The sequence below is a fragment of the Pseudomonas rosaeacicularis genome (assembly GCF_057128745.1).
Genome location: NZ_JBSKHT010000025.1, coordinates 16855 through 30362 on the forward strand (window position 1 = coordinate 16855; position 13508 = coordinate 30362).

Sequence of the window (13508 nt, forward strand, 5' to 3'; positions counted from 1 at the left end):
TCAGAGAGGCCTTGATGACCGATGCATTGATTGAAATTCGTAACTTGCAGGTGGCGTTCGACGGACACAAGGCTGTGCGCGGCCTCGATCTGGACATCCACGCGGGGGAGTGCCTGGCGTTGGTGGGGGAGTCGGGCTCGGGGAAATCCGTGACGGCGCATTCGATTCTGCAGCTGCTGCCCGCTCATATCACGCGCACGCGCGGCAGCATCCGCTACCAGGGCGAAGAGCTGATCGGCGCCCGGCCCGAACGTTTGCAGCAGATTCGGGGTGATCGGATTGCGATGATCTTTCAGGAGCCCATGACCTCCCTCAATCCGCTATACACGGTGGAGCGTCAGCTGAGTGAAACCTTGTTGCTGCACAAAGGCCTGGGCGGCGCGGCGGCGCGAGCCCGGGTGCTGCAACTGCTGGAACTGGTGGGCATCCAACACCCTGAGCAGCGGCTCAGTGCTTATCCCCATCAGTTGTCCGGCGGGCAGCGCCAGCGTGTGATGATCGCCATGGCACTGGCCTGCGAACCGACGCTGTTGATTGCCGATGAGCCCACCACCGCGCTGGACGTCACGGTGCAGCGACGCATTCTCGCGCTGCTCAAGGACCTGCAACAACAACTGGGCATGGCGCTGTTGCTGATCAGCCATGATCTTAATGTTGTGCGCAGCGTCGCGCAGCGGGTGGCCGTGATGCGTGGCGGCGAGATTGTCGAGCAGGCCGATCGCGCGACCCTGTTCGCCACGCCCGAGCATCCTTACACTCGTCTGTTGCTCGCGGCCGAACCGGACGGTCGTGCACTGCCCCATGCCCAGTCCGAGACCCTGCTGGAAGTGGACGATCTAAAAGTGTGGTTCGCTCAGGGTGGGATCTTCCGGCGCAGGGCCCCGATCAAGGCCATTGACGGCGTGACGTTGCGCCTGCAACGGGGCAAGACCCTTGGGATTGTCGGGGAGTCCGGTTCGGGCAAGTCTACCCTCGGTCAGGCGGTACTGCGGTTGATTGATGCCGAGGGCAGCATCCGTTATCAGGGCCAGGCCCTGGATCAGCTCAAAGGCCGCGCGCTGCGCCCATGGCGGCGCAAGCTGCAAGTGGTGTTTCAGGACCCGTTTGGCAGCCTCAGCCCACGCATGAGCGTACAGCAGATAATCGAGGAAGGTCTGCGCGTACACACCGCACTGGATGCGCGAGAGCGAGAAGCGCAGGTGATTGATGCGTTGAACGATGTCGGCCTCGACCCGCAGACCCGACACCGTTATCCCCACGAGTTCTCGGGTGGGCAGCGACAACGAATCGCCATCGCCCGAGCGCTGGTGCTCAAGCCGGAACTGATCCTGCTGGATGAGCCCACGTCTGCGCTGGACCGTACCGTGCAAAAACAGGTCGTCAATCTGCTGCGCACACTTCAGGAGGAGCACGGGTTGACGTACCTGTTCATCAGCCATGATTTGGCAGTGGTTCGCGCGCTGGCCCATGACCTGATCGTGATCAAGGACGGCGTGGTGGTGGAGGCGGGCAGCACCGAGCAGCTTTTCCTATCACCGGAGCACCCTTACACCCGTGATTTGTTAGCGGCTTCATTCGTAGAGTAATAGGTTGCAGGCAGCGCCGCTCAACCAACCTCTATCGTTTTGAGCCAATCCCATCGCGCCTGATAGCTTTCGGCCTTTTTCAGGAACAACTCAGGCTGCGGGAAATGGGGGTTCATGCGCAAAATGCCCTGCTCAAGTTCAGCCAGACCATAGGGTGCGTAGAGTTCGCCGGTATCCAGGTGCAGACCGATACAGGTGGAGCAAATCAGAAAGCGATCAATGCTTTCATGTGCCGACTGCAGTGCCGGATAGTCGGCGCCGAAGCGCTCTTGGAACCAATGATGCACTCGTGCCTGATTCCTCAGTTCGACCTTGACACCCAGATCCAGGAAGAGCGCCGCTGCAGCGGCGATGACTTCGTTTTCCGCCTCCCATGACAGGTCTTCATCAAAGTAGAACACGTCGTAATCATTGACCCCCCACGAAGCTGGCCGGTCGGATTTCTGATTCCACACAGCCTGAAAAATACAGCCTGCGGTCAGCATGGTCTGATTGAGTTTCAGCGAAGGCAACCGCGCGGCGATCTGTGCGTTGATCGGATTAGCCATTGCGGTGTCGATGAGGCTACGGACAGTCAATGTCATGCGTTCTTCCTGTTTGGAGCAACTTTTGCAGAGTGCTGGTGGACTTGCCGCACGGTTACAGCAATTCACGGCGTGACCTCCTGCAAGAACGATACCTTTGCTCGCAAGATGCTCAGTGTCGACTCACGCTTCACTCATTCAAAATGGAATTAACGTATGCCAGCGCCCCGTATCCGCCTTGTGGCCATCTGCATTTTTCATCATCAGGGAAAGATTCTGGTCAACCCATTCCACGATCCCGTGAAGCAGCAGTCTTTGTTTCGTCCGTTGGGCGGCGGCGTCGAATTCGGCGAGAGGGGCACTGATGCGGTCGTCAGGGAAATTCGCGAGGAGCTGGACCTGCCGATTCGCGACGTGCGGCTGCTCGGCACGCTGGAGAGCATTTTTACCTACCTGGGCAAGCCGGGCCACGAAGTCGTGCAGGTCTACGACGCCCGATTTGAAGACCCTGCGCTTTACGAAAAAACCTGGCTGGAAGGGCAGGAGAGTGACGGCGAACGATTCAAGGCGGTGTGGCGCGACAGTGCCAGTTTGAGCAGTGAAGGAGCACTGGTGCCGGAGGGGCTATACGAGCTGTTGAATTCATTCTCTTTGCTCAGTTGATCACGGAAAGCCTTTCAACTCTTCGACGTCTGTTCGCTGCCACGCAAAATGCTCCGCCAGTGTTGTGTTACGAACAGCCAGGCGGGACGTGATACCCGTTTTGAAACGACTCTGTTTGATAGGGAAAGACACACCATGATTCGCGCGCTGATGGTCGATGTAGATGGTGTTCTCGTTCGTGGTCGGGCCGATGGCCGGCATTGGTCCGCGTCCATCGAAGCTGACCTTGGGGTGACTGAGGCAGATCTGAAGCAGGCTTTTTTTACTCCGCATTGGAACGACATCGTCACAGGCAAGCGGGGTCTCGTGGAGGCCTTGACGCCTGTGCTGAAAAAGATCGCCAGGCATCTGTCTCATCAAGACCTTATTGACTACTGGTTTGCCCACGATGCGAGGCTGGATCAAACATTGATTGCACATCTTGATCGACAGCGTGAGATGGGGACGAAGATCTTCCTCGCCACCAATCAGGAGCATCTGCGGGCTGCGTACCTGATTGATCAGCTTGGGCTGGGGCACCACTGCGACGGCATTTACTATTCGGCAGCGCTGGGGTGCCGAAAGCCGGATCTACAGTTCTTTGAAAAGGCGGTAGCCTTGTCCGGTGTCCCGGCCAGCGAACTGCTTCTGCTGGATGACATCACTGAAAATGTCGTCGCGGCGCGAGCGGCAGGTTGGCGGGCGGTTCAATGGATGCCTGACAGTTCGCTGCCTGAAGACCTCCAAAGGTATTGCGAGCCATGAAACATTTGCCCGGACTGCAAGGGACGGCGCAGCGTGAGGTGCTACGCCAGTACTAACTCCACAGTCCACGAGTCGAACTGTCTCTCAAGCAGCGTCATCCGCGCGATAGGCCAGCACCGGTTCGCCTGCCAGCGCCTCGGAGGTCAGACCATTCACGCCGACCGGGACATCGCCCACCAGAGTGGTGCGATAGAGCTGGCGATCGTAGGGCAGGTCGGCAAGGTCTTTTGGCGCCAGGTGCGCCGTCGAGCGGTTGTCCCAAAAGGCGATGGCGCCCTCTGTCCATTTGAATCGAACCGTGAATTCGGGTCGGATGACATGCTCGAAAAGCAACGCCAGCAATTGCTCGCTTTCGCGGGGAGCGAGGCCATCGATGCGCTTTAGAAAACCGGGGCTGACGTACAGGCTTTTGCGTCCGCTCTCCGGATGCACCCGCACCAGCGGATGCAGGCTCACCAGTTCTCTGGCTTTCACCTGATCGTTAAATTCGCGTTTGCCAGCTTGACCTTCCGGCGGGGTGAAGCGGTGTTCGCCGCGCAGGGTTTCAAGAAAGCCGCGCAATGTGGGAGACAACGCGTCGTAAGCCGCTTCCAGGCTGGTCCACTGCGTGTCACCGCCGTAGGGCGGAATGGTCACGCCACGCAAAATGGAGGCCGCGGGCGGATTGATGGCCGCCGTCACATCGGTATGCCACCCGGTCCACGGCTTGAACAGCCGCGTGCCTTCGAACCTAGTGCCGAAGCGGGATTTGGCGACGGAATAAATCTGCGGATAATTGGGCACTGAGCCGAACACCGGATGCCCGACAGTCAGTTCTCCGAACTGACGGGCCAAGGCAATGTGTTGATCATGGCTCAACGGCTGATCGCGGAAAAAAATCACCTTCCACTCCACCAGTGCTCCACGAATGGCCGTGATCTGTGCCGGGGACAACGACTCCCTCAAATCGACGCCGGTTATCAGCGCCCCGATGTAACGCGCCAAGGGTTCAACACCGATGCTTTCTGACATTGCCGCCTGCTTCCAGTTGAGTTACGGGGGAACAATATGCGGTCTGCGAGAGTGTTGATCTAATATCGATGGGGCATACATCCCTGCTTTTTTTGTCTATGGACGATGACCCGTCATGCGTTATTGAGGGCTTGGAAAAGCACAATTATTGGGCCAGGGAAGTTTTTACCAGGTGCGTTGACACCGGGAATAAATCCTCACACTATCGACCGATGATGACTCAATCGCTCATGCCCATTATTCGCTCCTCCATGTTCGCCTTAGGTGGAGCATAAGGAGATGCGCGTTTAACTGAATGAGCATCGACCAAAGCCCCGCCAGAAATGGACGGGGCTTTTTTATTGTCCTCGTCCTGAATGGCCATTTTCAGGAGAACAAAAAATGGCAGTCAGACCTGTGAGCCTTAGTGATGTGTCGGCACTTTTCAAACTGTACTGTGACGTCGATGGCGAAGGTAAATACCCCGCCCGCACAACGGCGCTCTGCATCGAGACCTTCGAGCGGTCATTGGGACAGTCGGTGGTCAATGGTTGGCCAATGTATGTCGTTGAGCACGCTGCGCACGTAGTCGGGAGTGCCTCTGTCTATCCGGAGAGTTTCTGCCGAACGGGCGGTGACCCGCGCATTGGCTGTCTGGGCATGCACGTAACGCAGGGTTTGCGCCGTCGAGGCTATGGAGCTGCTCTGCTCGCCGCGCTTGTGGGCAGTTGTCGTGATTCGGGTTTTCACGCTATAGAGTTGGTGGTCTTTGAGTCGAACATTGCCGCCCGCGCGCTATACGAACGCTTTGGCTTCGCCTGGGTCGAGGCTTTGCCGCCCTGCACGCTGGGGTCAGGTCTCATCGATCATCCAGTCAAGATGCGGCTTGCCCTTCGATGCGGGGGGTAGCCTGGATATTCAGTCTTGTTGTACAGCGAACGGCCAAACCGTTCGGCCCTCTTGAAGGAGCTCTGAATTTTGAAACTGATCGATCTGTGTGACCTGACCTCGCAAGAGGTCTTTGCCATCTGGGCACTCGCTCGACAGCCCGCCCCTGCACTGGAGGGGAATATCGGCTGGTCATTCGAAGGCAATGGGATTCGTACGCGAACGACGTTTATCCGAGCGTTCAGGCAGCTTGGCCTGGAGTACGTCGAGCTGCCCAACCTGTTGAAGACCCGAGAACGTGTCTCGGATCTGGCGGGTTATCTCGATCCGTTTTATTCGGCGTACGTGATCCGTGAAGCCAATCAGCAACGGTTGCGAGACTTCGCCCAAGCCAGTGTTCGGCCGGTGATAAACGCCATGAGTTCCGGCGGCCACCCTTGCGAGGTGTTGTCGGACGGGTTCTACATACACTCACGGTTTGGTGACATCCGCGACGTCAGCATCGGACTGTGGGGGCCGGTGACCAATGTCATGGCGTCCTGGCATGAGCTGGCAGGATCATTGGGAATGGTCGTGACGCATTTTTGCGACGGGCAATTTCACCCGGGGAATATCAATGTAGTGTTTTCCGACGCCGTGAACACCAGGGTCGATATCCTGATCACCGACTCATGGCCGGCCGGATACGCGGATCAACGATGGTCGCTCACTGAAGCGCACCTGGCATCAATGGGAAATCCAGTGCTGCTGCCGACGCCGCCGTTCAATATCGGTGAAGAGCTGGCACTCGAACCTGTTGGCTATCCGAACTTTGCCGGCTATGAACAGAAGGCGGTGCTGCTGGATGTTCAGCGCGCGATCATGGCTTATGCGCTGGGTGTTGATGCCGGCGGGCTTACCGGCCGCTGATACTGTCCGATCAGCTCAGCAGCGACAATATCTGTGAAAGCCTTCCTATCTGTTTGAGCGGCGGCGGCTCGTCTTCCGGCCATACATGAAATCCGCTCAGCCACACAGCGGACATTCCAGCCGCAGTCGCCCCTCTGACATCGTTGATTGGGTGATCGCCCACGTAAAGACACTGTCCCGGGGCCGTTCTCAGCGTCCGGGCCGCGTGTAGAAAAATACCCGGATCAGGTTTGTGACAGCCGGCAGACTCCGAGCTAATCAGCAGAGACACATGTTGCTTGAAGGGGAGGTGCACGAGTGTCGCCTCTCGTGATTGGCGGGCGCCGTTGGAAATGATCGCGACTTTTATTCCCCGCGCCACCAGGCTTTCGATCAGGAGGCTGGCGCCGGGCATCTCGACTGATTGAGTCGGAAAATGCTCGAACCAATGGTCCGCCAGCTCAGCGACCGGGACAGGCTTGCGCCACTGCAATCGGTCGTGCAGGGACACTGTCACCGCCGTTCTGATGTTCGGGTGAGTACTGTCCGGCGGCAGATAACCGCCGTTGTCTTGATCCGCAATGACCTGCGCAATAAGGGTCTGCGCGTTAAGACCCAAGTGGGTTGCGAACTGGCGTGCGAACAGGCGCGCGTAGGCTTCGATGCTGCGCAGACGATGGGTAAGGGTGTTGTCGAGATCGAAGAACACAACGTGGGGTTGCATGCGGTCATTCCTGTGCGCAGCTGTGAGAGGGTTACGATCGCGTTCCGGGGTCATATTGAGCCAGAAGCCGCAGCACAAGCCCCGGCAAGTGTCTGGGGCTGTCCGAAAGCGCAACCGCGCCACTCTCAGTCAGCTCCTGCGCCGTGCCATATCCCCAGGTGACGCCGACCGCAGGTATGGCGTTTTTGCTGGCCGCCACCATGTCGTCGCGTTTGTCGCCGATCATGAGAAAGCATGAGTGGCGATGGGGGAGTGATGCGCTCATCAGCCTGAGCTGGTCCGCCTTGTCGTCGAGGGATCCGTCGGCAGCCGTACCGCGGATGTCTTCGAACATCCCGTGCAGTCCGGTGTGTCGTAGCATTTTGTCCGCGAACGCCTGGCGCTTGGAGGTGGCGACCGCCAGCGAGACACCATCGGCGATCAGCGATTGGAGGGCCTCGGCAATGCCGGGGTAGGGGCTGCAGTCGTACAGGCCGTAGTCGCGATAGTGCTCGCGATACGTCTGAACGCACTGTTCGACGCGATCATCGCCAAACGGACGCAGAAGTTCAGCCACCACTTGGTTCATGGGTGGCCCGAACAACTGCTGAACACCTGCAGGGGGGTGAAAGTCATGGCCGAGATGGTGGATGGCGTGGGTAAGGCTTTTAGTGATTCCCGGGGCAGAGTCAAGCAAGGTCCCATCCATGTCGAAGATGATCATCGGCCGACCCTTCATGGAAGGCGTCATCACTGACTCTCCCCAACAGTTTCACCTGCGGACACCGGCGTCCTCAAGCTGCGTAACATCAGTGCTGCGCCCACTAATACGATGACCGCAGACACCGTCAACGCCAGAACATTGGGGTCAATCGCGCCAGGCAAAGCAGGCTCGGCCTGTACCTGTGAAAGCGCTGCGGTGACGGCGCCGGTCGCCAGTATCGAGGCGATCGACAGCACGGGGCTGGACAGCGAAGAGATGCGGCCCATGTAACCCGCAGGCACATGCATTTGCAGCACCGGGCCCTGCGCCACGGCGTAGGTGGCAAAGCACATGCCCGAAAGGTACATCGTCAGCAGCGGCAGGTAATAACCGCTAGAGAGGGCGTACGCAAGGTTCGCCAGCCCCAGCAGGAACAACGCGGCACAGGTCAGCGTCTCCGCTCTCAGCCTCCTCGACAGCCAAGGGCTGAGCAGCGTCGCGGACAGCCCTCCGAGTGGAAACGCCGCCATCAGCACACCATAAGCGGACGGCTCAAGGGCTAACGTCTGCATGCCGAACAAGGGTAGGACCGGATTGTTGATGCCCAGCGAAACCCCATACAGCGCGGTGCCGATCATCATCAGGCGCAGAGTGCGGTGGGTCCAGGCCAGACGAACGCCAGACGCCAGTGCCTGCCAGTACGTTTCGGCCGCAAGGCTGGATTCGATGCGGGTAGCCAAGCCCGTGGTGCGGATCACGCAGTAAGCCGATCCTCCCAGCCCGACTATCGCCAGCGCGAAAGCCGGCATGGCACCGATCGCTGCGAACAGCAAAGGCCCCAGCGCCGAGCTGAAGACACCGACGCCGGTCAGCGAGAACATGGCTTTGGCAGACGCGTCAATCCGTCGCTCAGGCGGGATGGCGATCTGCATGATGCACGCGCGGGCCGGATTGAAAAACTGCGCAGCGGTGGCGTTGATCGCCAGCAACAGGCTCACGCCACAAACAGTCTGCCACGGCGTCATGCCGGCCCATGCGTAGGCGCCCATGAACAGCACTGACGCGAGGATGCGCACCAGGTCCGCGATGACCATCACTCGGACGGGAGGGGCATCGTCGATCCAGGCACCCGCCAGCGGCGCGATGAAAATGCGGGGCAGTGTGGCGGCAGCAACGGTCAGGCCGAGGGCTGCGGGCAAGTCTGGATCCCCCGCCAGCAAATCGCTGACCAGCCATACCGTCACCACCGCGCCCACCAGAAACTCGCCGAACGAAGACAGTGCCTGCCCGAGCCAGAGCAGCGCGAAGTTGCGGTTGATGAAGAATGTTCGGTGCATTAAGTGATGGGCCTGAAGAGTATTGCTCAAAGGCCTGCGAAAATCGGAGCAGACTGTTTATTAGCCAGGTTTTCCCAGCGTGCAGAGCATAAGCAATGGTTTCGCAACGCGTGATCAATTGATGTCCGGCAGCCCTGGATTCGCAGTCAAGAGCAGCCCGGCACGAATGTTTGGCTCCAGCTCATTCAGCGTCGTCACGAAGTCCTGCCGGTCGGTGTCGAACACCAGATCGCTGAAACGGCGCTCGCCGTAACCCTCATCGATCATCACTCTTATCCGCCGATGCTCCTGCTCGCTGAACGTGCGATGCCGCTCTGCCGCCACGATGGAAAGGTACGAAGCACGCAGACTCACGAAGTAAGGACGCACACCGGCATTGGCGAAATATCGGTGGTAATAAATCCAGTTCACGCAGCCCAGAGGGTACGCGATCACCAGCCTAGGCGTGTGCGTGAGGGATGCCAGCCCCTCACGAACAATTGCTTTGCTGGTGGAGTGAATGGAACAGTACCAAGGGCGACCAGGCGCCGAAAAATCATCGCCGTCGATGAAGCCTGCGGCCAGTCGGTCTGCCAGGCCACGTCCAAGCGTGGTCTTGCCAACGCCAACAGGGCCGCTCAGAAATGTCGCGTATCGCTTGTCATTCATTGCAGTGAGCTTCGAGGCTTAGACGTGTAAGCGTGGGCGTTATCCTGCTTACTCGCAACTTCACAATTGAGAGATAACGTGAACCCTCCCCGTACGACAATCGAGCAATTCATGCGCCTGGCCCTCGCCCAAGGCAGGCAGGCGTTGCCAGAATGTTTGCCGAATCCGCCGGTGGGATGCGTGCTGGTGCAGGGTGATCGGGTGGTCAGTCAGGGCTTTACCCGGCGACCCGGGCATCATCATGCGGAGGCGATGGCGTTGAGTCGGTTGCCGGCCGGCAGTCAAGGAGTCACGGCATTCGTAACGCTCGAGCCCTGTGCGTTTCATGGGCGTACGCCTTCTTGCGCTCAGGCGCTGGTGACCGCTGGCGTTGAAAAAGTCTACGTCGGCATGCTCGATCCCGACCCCAGGAACTCGGGTGCGGGTATTCGAATTCTGCAGGAAGCGGGGATTGATGTCGTCGTCGGCTTGCTCGGGCCAGAAGCCCGCAGGGACCTCGGGCGTTTCCTGATGCCCCCTGATCAGCCTCCTTCGGGTGAAGCGCCATTGCAGCGTTCAGTGGTGAGTACCTTGTGGTCATAGACAAGGAAGCTCTATCTGATAGCCCAATCACCTGCAGGAGCAAGTGGGCGGCCTTGCGACTTGTTCGCGAGGTAAGCGGCTCGGTTTGTCCGACACTTCGCGTCCTCAGTTTTGCGGGCAAGCCTCGCTCTAATAATCCTGCGTTTTGTCATCTGGCCGGAGGTTGCGATGTCGTGGAAACTCGCCTGCTTTGATCTGGACGGGACTTTGGCCCTGACCAGCACGGGTGGAAAATAGGCCATGAGGAGGTGATGCGCGATCTTGAGGAACGCTACCTTGAAGGCCGCATCAGCAATATCGAAGTGGCCGCTCGCGATGCGCTTTATTACAGCAATCTGGACCGGGACGATCTCGTTCGAATGCTGGAAGACATCCCGGTGATTGACGATATAAAAAAGACCGTCGACTGGCTTCAACGACGGGGTATCCCCTCAGTGATATGCACCTTGGCCTGGCGCAACGTCGGCGAGATTTTTGCAGAACGATACGGCTTCATTGGCTCCAGCGGGCCGACGCTGAAAGTCAATGAATCGGGCGTTTTCACCGGCGAAGTCGAATCCGATTTCACCGAGCACGACAAGCCCCTTTTCGTCAGTGAGTTGTGCGCAGCCCGGGGCATCGACCTGCCCGAAGTTTTTCATGTTGGGGATTCAGTGTCGGACATTCCTTTGTTTGCAGCCGTCGGGTTCTCCATCGCCTTTAACGGCAATCGACACGCCAGGGACAATGCGTGCGTTAGTCTCAATAGCGATTCGCTGTTCGAGGTCATTGGTATGGTTCCATACCTAAATTCACCCGCCAACAATTTGCTTGCCCGATAGCTCGGCGGGCTATTGTCACTAAGCCAAGGTCAATAGCTGGACGGCTTACCGGCAAAATGTGGTTCCATTGACAGGAGATAAAATGCTCATCGTCTTCAGCGGCCTCCCAGGCACCGGAAAAACGACCATCGCCCATGCGCTGGCCACCAGTTTAGGCGCCGTATATTTGCGGATCGACACCATTGAACAGGCCATCAGAAATTCGGGTGCGGTCGCCGGGGAAGTGGGGCGCAGTGGATACCTCGTCGCCAATCAACTGGCTTTGAGTAATCTTCAACTGGGCAGCACGGTCATCGTTGACTGTGTGAACCCGGTCATCGAAAGCCGCAAAGCGTGGAGCGAAATATCCTCGTGCGCCGGGGTCGCTCTTGTGAACATTCAAGTGGTCTGCTCCGACAAAGCTGAACACCAGCGTCGAGTCGAAACCAGACAAGGTGATATTCCCGGGCTAACACCACCCACTTGGCAATCTGTGTTGGATCACGACTATGACGCCTGGGAGAACGCTCCTTTCACGATAGATACAGCCCGTACCTCTGCGGCCAGTGCGGTGGCGATAGTTAGCGAACGTCTGTTATCCACGGAGGTCGGCCAGGTGTAAGCCCGTAATGGTTCACCACCCGACCCTTTTTCAGTTGCCTGATTCCAATGAGGTTTTGTTAATTCACTGCATGCAGTTTAACAACGCCAAACCTCTCAATGAGGTGGCCCTCGACGATGACGCCGCTTCCGTTGCCGCAGCAATACAACGGCTCCAATTCGACTGCCAGCCTTGCTGTTTCCCTATCCCGCGGCGCATCCGTAAAGTGTGGCCAGAAATGAAAGTTCACCAGTGCGAGCGCGTGATCATCATCGGCATATTCAGAGCGCTGATCACCGCACAGGGCGGCCGCCCGGGTATCGGGCGTCATCAATATCGCGCCTGCGCTCACGCCTATGAGTACGCCTCCCTGATCAGCAAATGCTCTTAAATCCGCAAATAGGCCGCCTTCCAGTAGCCATTTGTGAAAGTGAAAAGTATTCCCGCCAGACAAGTGAATAGCGTCACACGTCAGCAATCGCTTCCATTCGTCATCGGTTGGAGCGTTCAGCTCATCTACATACACGGCCAACCTCGCATCCAACCCGGCGTAGAAACGGCGCCGATCTTCAAAGTAAATCCGCTGTGGGTCCGGCGCCGAGGCAATGTAGCCAATTCGCGGTGCCGCGCAGCCAATCATTTGGAGCAACCGCGCGTCCATGTCGGAAAGGCCACTCTGATCGCTATACAGCGCAAGCTTTCTCACTGCGCGGCCTGCATCGGCGTGCCTTGATGAAAGAACAGTTGCCACCCTTCAGTGGTTCGCCGCCAGACAGAACTGCGCAGTGATTTGTATCGCGCGCTAGTGCAGGTGTAGGTCACCAACGCTGCATCTTCACTGATCAGGGTGAGTGCAAAGTCGCTGATGCTCCGCGCTACGAAGACTTCCACGTTCAACGCGTCAATGATCTCCGGTTTGCGCCAAACAGTTCCGCTTGCAGAAAACTCCAGAAAGTCGTCAGCCAGTAGTCGCTCCAGCACAAGCGGATTGCGTCGAGCATCTTCTCCTAGCAGCTCGGTTTCTAATTGGTGGAGATGAGCGTGCAATTTCATACGGTCGTCCTGAGCTAAGTATGTGAGTACTACGCAAAATTCGTTCCCTGGGAAACAGGTGGTTATGCCAAGCCTTATTCCTCATTGCCGTTCGCGGCCGCGTAACCCCAAGCTCAGGTGGCTGGCACGATTCCTGATGAAAAAAGGAAGATATTCACTATAAGGAAGCTCCTTCAATGATTCGCTCAGCCGAGCCACATGATGCCGGCGCGATTGCCGCAGTACATATACGCAGTTGGCAGCAGGCCTACCGCGATTTGATACCAGGCGATTACTTGGCGTCACTGGACGCCACGCTGGACCGTCGCACTGAGCAATGGACCACTTCGATCCAGAACGGCGAGCCACATGTGTACGTGGCCATGGAGGACGAACGCCTTGTCGGCTGGATTGCCTTAAGTGCGAGCCGCGATGAGGACGCGGAGACTGGCGTCGGTGGAGAGGTTCAGGCGCTCTATGTCCTGGAAGAATATTGGGGCCGCGGACTTGGCCGGCTGCTGTGGCTCAGGGCCCGCAAGCATCTGGTTAGTCGAGGTTTTCGGGCAGTGACACTGTGGGTCTTAGTGGGGAATGAACGGGCAATTCGCTTCTACCAAAACTCAGGCTTTACGCCGGAGTACTCGTCAACACGGACCATTAGCCGCAGCGGTTGGACACTGGAGGAAGTCCGCTACCGCTTGGATTTCTGAAACAGAGCGATCCGAAGCATCGTCTCGCCCGTTTCCCGCAGCGGGACGAGCCCGTGAAGTAAGCATTTAGAAGACCGCAGGTTGGCAAATATTCGGTAGATACGAAGGA

At 58.1% G+C, this 13508-nt stretch carries 17 protein-coding genes; 9 read left to right on the top strand and 8 right to left on the bottom strand.

The features are described 5' to 3' along the window. The first annotated feature begins 14 nt into the window (after window positions 1-14). Window positions 15-1586: an ABC transporter ATP-binding protein gene (locus ACWKWM_RS26345; RefSeq protein WP_483848914.1), complete on the top strand. Its 1572-nt coding sequence runs from the start codon at window positions 15-17 to the stop codon at window positions 1584-1586. Window positions 1587-1606: 20 nt separating this feature from the next. On the opposite strand, the gene ACWKWM_RS26350 is transcribed toward ACWKWM_RS26345, so the two are convergent. After that, a complete protein-coding gene (locus tag ACWKWM_RS26350; RefSeq protein WP_483848915.1) occupies window positions 1607-2170 on the bottom strand; it encodes a nucleotidyltransferase family protein in 564 nt (187 codons plus the stop codon). 156 nt (window positions 2171-2326) lie between these two features. Here ACWKWM_RS26350 and ACWKWM_RS26355 point away from each other — a divergent pair, with 156 nt between their 5' ends. Then, the gene (locus tag ACWKWM_RS26355; protein ID WP_483848916.1) at window positions 2327-2773 is read left to right on the top strand and encodes an NUDIX hydrolase; all 447 of its coding nucleotides are present in this window, start codon (window positions 2327-2329) and stop codon (window positions 2771-2773) included. A 135-nt stretch (window positions 2774-2908) separates the two neighbouring features. Further along, window positions 2909-3517, top strand: a complete 609-nt coding sequence (locus ACWKWM_RS26360) for an HAD family hydrolase (RefSeq protein WP_483848917.1) — start codon at window positions 2909-2911, stop codon at window positions 3515-3517. Window positions 3518-3601: 84 nt separating this feature from the next. Here the strand turns inward: ACWKWM_RS26360 and ACWKWM_RS26365 are convergent, their stop codons facing one another. Then, on the bottom strand, window positions 3602-4528 hold the full coding sequence (locus ACWKWM_RS26365) for a TauD/TfdA dioxygenase family protein (RefSeq protein WP_483848918.1): 927 nt from the start codon (window positions 4526-4528) through the stop codon (window positions 3602-3604). Window positions 4529-4909: 381 nt separating this feature from the next. On the opposite strand from ACWKWM_RS26365, the gene ACWKWM_RS26370 reads away from it, so the two are divergent. Both ACWKWM_RS26370 and ACWKWM_RS26375 read left to right on the top strand, forming a co-directional pair. Continuing rightward, window positions 4910-5416, top strand: coding sequence for an N-acetyltransferase family protein (locus ACWKWM_RS26370; RefSeq protein WP_483848919.1), 507 nt, complete (start codon window positions 4910-4912; stop codon window positions 5414-5416). Between the two features lie 69 nt (window positions 5417-5485). Beyond that, window positions 5486-6304, top strand: a complete 819-nt coding sequence (locus tag ACWKWM_RS26375) for a hypothetical protein (RefSeq protein ID WP_483848920.1) — start codon at window positions 5486-5488, stop codon at window positions 6302-6304. A 10-nt stretch (window positions 6305-6314) separates the two neighbouring features. Here the strand turns inward: ACWKWM_RS26375 and ACWKWM_RS26380 are convergent, their stop codons facing one another. The 4 genes from ACWKWM_RS26380 to ACWKWM_RS26395 form a co-directional block, all read right to left on the bottom strand. Further along, window positions 6315-7007: an HAD family hydrolase gene (locus ACWKWM_RS26380; protein WP_483848921.1), complete on the bottom strand. Its 693-nt coding sequence runs from the start codon at window positions 7005-7007 to the stop codon at window positions 6315-6317. A gap of 31 nt (window positions 7008-7038) precedes the next feature. Beyond that, entirely contained in the window at window positions 7039-7710 is a 672-nt protein-coding gene (locus tag ACWKWM_RS26385; protein ID WP_483848922.1) for an HAD hydrolase-like protein, read from the bottom strand. 26 nt (window positions 7711-7736) lie between these two features. Further along, on the bottom strand, window positions 7737-9026 hold the full coding sequence (locus ACWKWM_RS26390) for an MFS transporter (RefSeq protein WP_483848923.1): 1290 nt from the start codon (window positions 9024-9026) through the stop codon (window positions 7737-7739). Window positions 9027-9140: 114 nt separating this feature from the next. After that, window positions 9141-9674 (bottom strand): DEAD/DEAH box helicase family protein, encoded by a 534-nt coding sequence (locus ACWKWM_RS26395; protein ID WP_483848924.1) that lies wholly within the window; start codon window positions 9672-9674, stop codon window positions 9141-9143. A gap of 78 nt (window positions 9675-9752) precedes the next feature. On the opposite strand from ACWKWM_RS26395, the gene ACWKWM_RS26400 reads away from it, so the two are divergent. The 3 genes from ACWKWM_RS26400 (at window position 9753) to ACWKWM_RS26410 (ending at window position 11678) form a co-directional block, all read left to right on the top strand. Beyond that, the gene (locus ACWKWM_RS26400) at window positions 9753-10256 is read left to right on the top strand and encodes a bifunctional diaminohydroxyphosphoribosylaminopyrimidine deaminase/5-amino-6-(5-phosphoribosylamino)uracil reductase RibD (RefSeq protein ID WP_483848925.1); all 504 of its coding nucleotides are present in this window, start codon (window positions 9753-9755) and stop codon (window positions 10254-10256) included. A 251-nt stretch (window positions 10257-10507) separates the two neighbouring features. After that, on the top strand, window positions 10508-11077 hold the full coding sequence (locus ACWKWM_RS26405) for an HAD family hydrolase (RefSeq protein ID WP_483848926.1): 570 nt from the start codon (window positions 10508-10510) through the stop codon (window positions 11075-11077). A gap of 82 nt (window positions 11078-11159) precedes the next feature. After that, window positions 11160-11678 (top strand): P-loop nucleotide/nucleoside kinase family protein, encoded by a 519-nt coding sequence (locus ACWKWM_RS26410; protein WP_483848927.1) that lies wholly within the window; start codon window positions 11160-11162, stop codon window positions 11676-11678. A gap of 58 nt (window positions 11679-11736) precedes the next feature. On the opposite strand, the gene ACWKWM_RS26415 is transcribed toward ACWKWM_RS26410, so the two are convergent. Both ACWKWM_RS26415 and ACWKWM_RS26420 read right to left on the bottom strand, forming a co-directional pair. Continuing rightward, window positions 11737-12363 carry a Type 1 glutamine amidotransferase-like domain-containing protein gene (locus tag ACWKWM_RS26415; protein WP_483848928.1) on the bottom strand — a complete coding sequence of 209 codons (627 nt, stop codon included), beginning with the start codon at window positions 12361-12363 and terminating at the stop codon, window positions 11737-11739. Then, window positions 12360-12710 carry a nuclear transport factor 2 family protein gene (locus tag ACWKWM_RS26420; protein ID WP_483848929.1) on the bottom strand — a complete coding sequence of 117 codons (351 nt, stop codon included), beginning with the start codon at window positions 12708-12710 and terminating at the stop codon, window positions 12360-12362. The genes ACWKWM_RS26415 and ACWKWM_RS26420 overlap by 4 nt, the downstream gene beginning before the upstream one ends. A gap of 176 nt (window positions 12711-12886) precedes the next feature. Here ACWKWM_RS26420 and ACWKWM_RS26425 point away from each other — a divergent pair, with 176 nt between their 5' ends. Next, window positions 12887-13399 carry an N-acetyltransferase family protein gene (locus tag ACWKWM_RS26425; RefSeq protein ID WP_483848930.1) on the top strand — a complete coding sequence of 171 codons (513 nt, stop codon included), beginning with the start codon at window positions 12887-12889 and terminating at the stop codon, window positions 13397-13399. Window positions 13400-13508 lie beyond the last annotated feature (109 nt).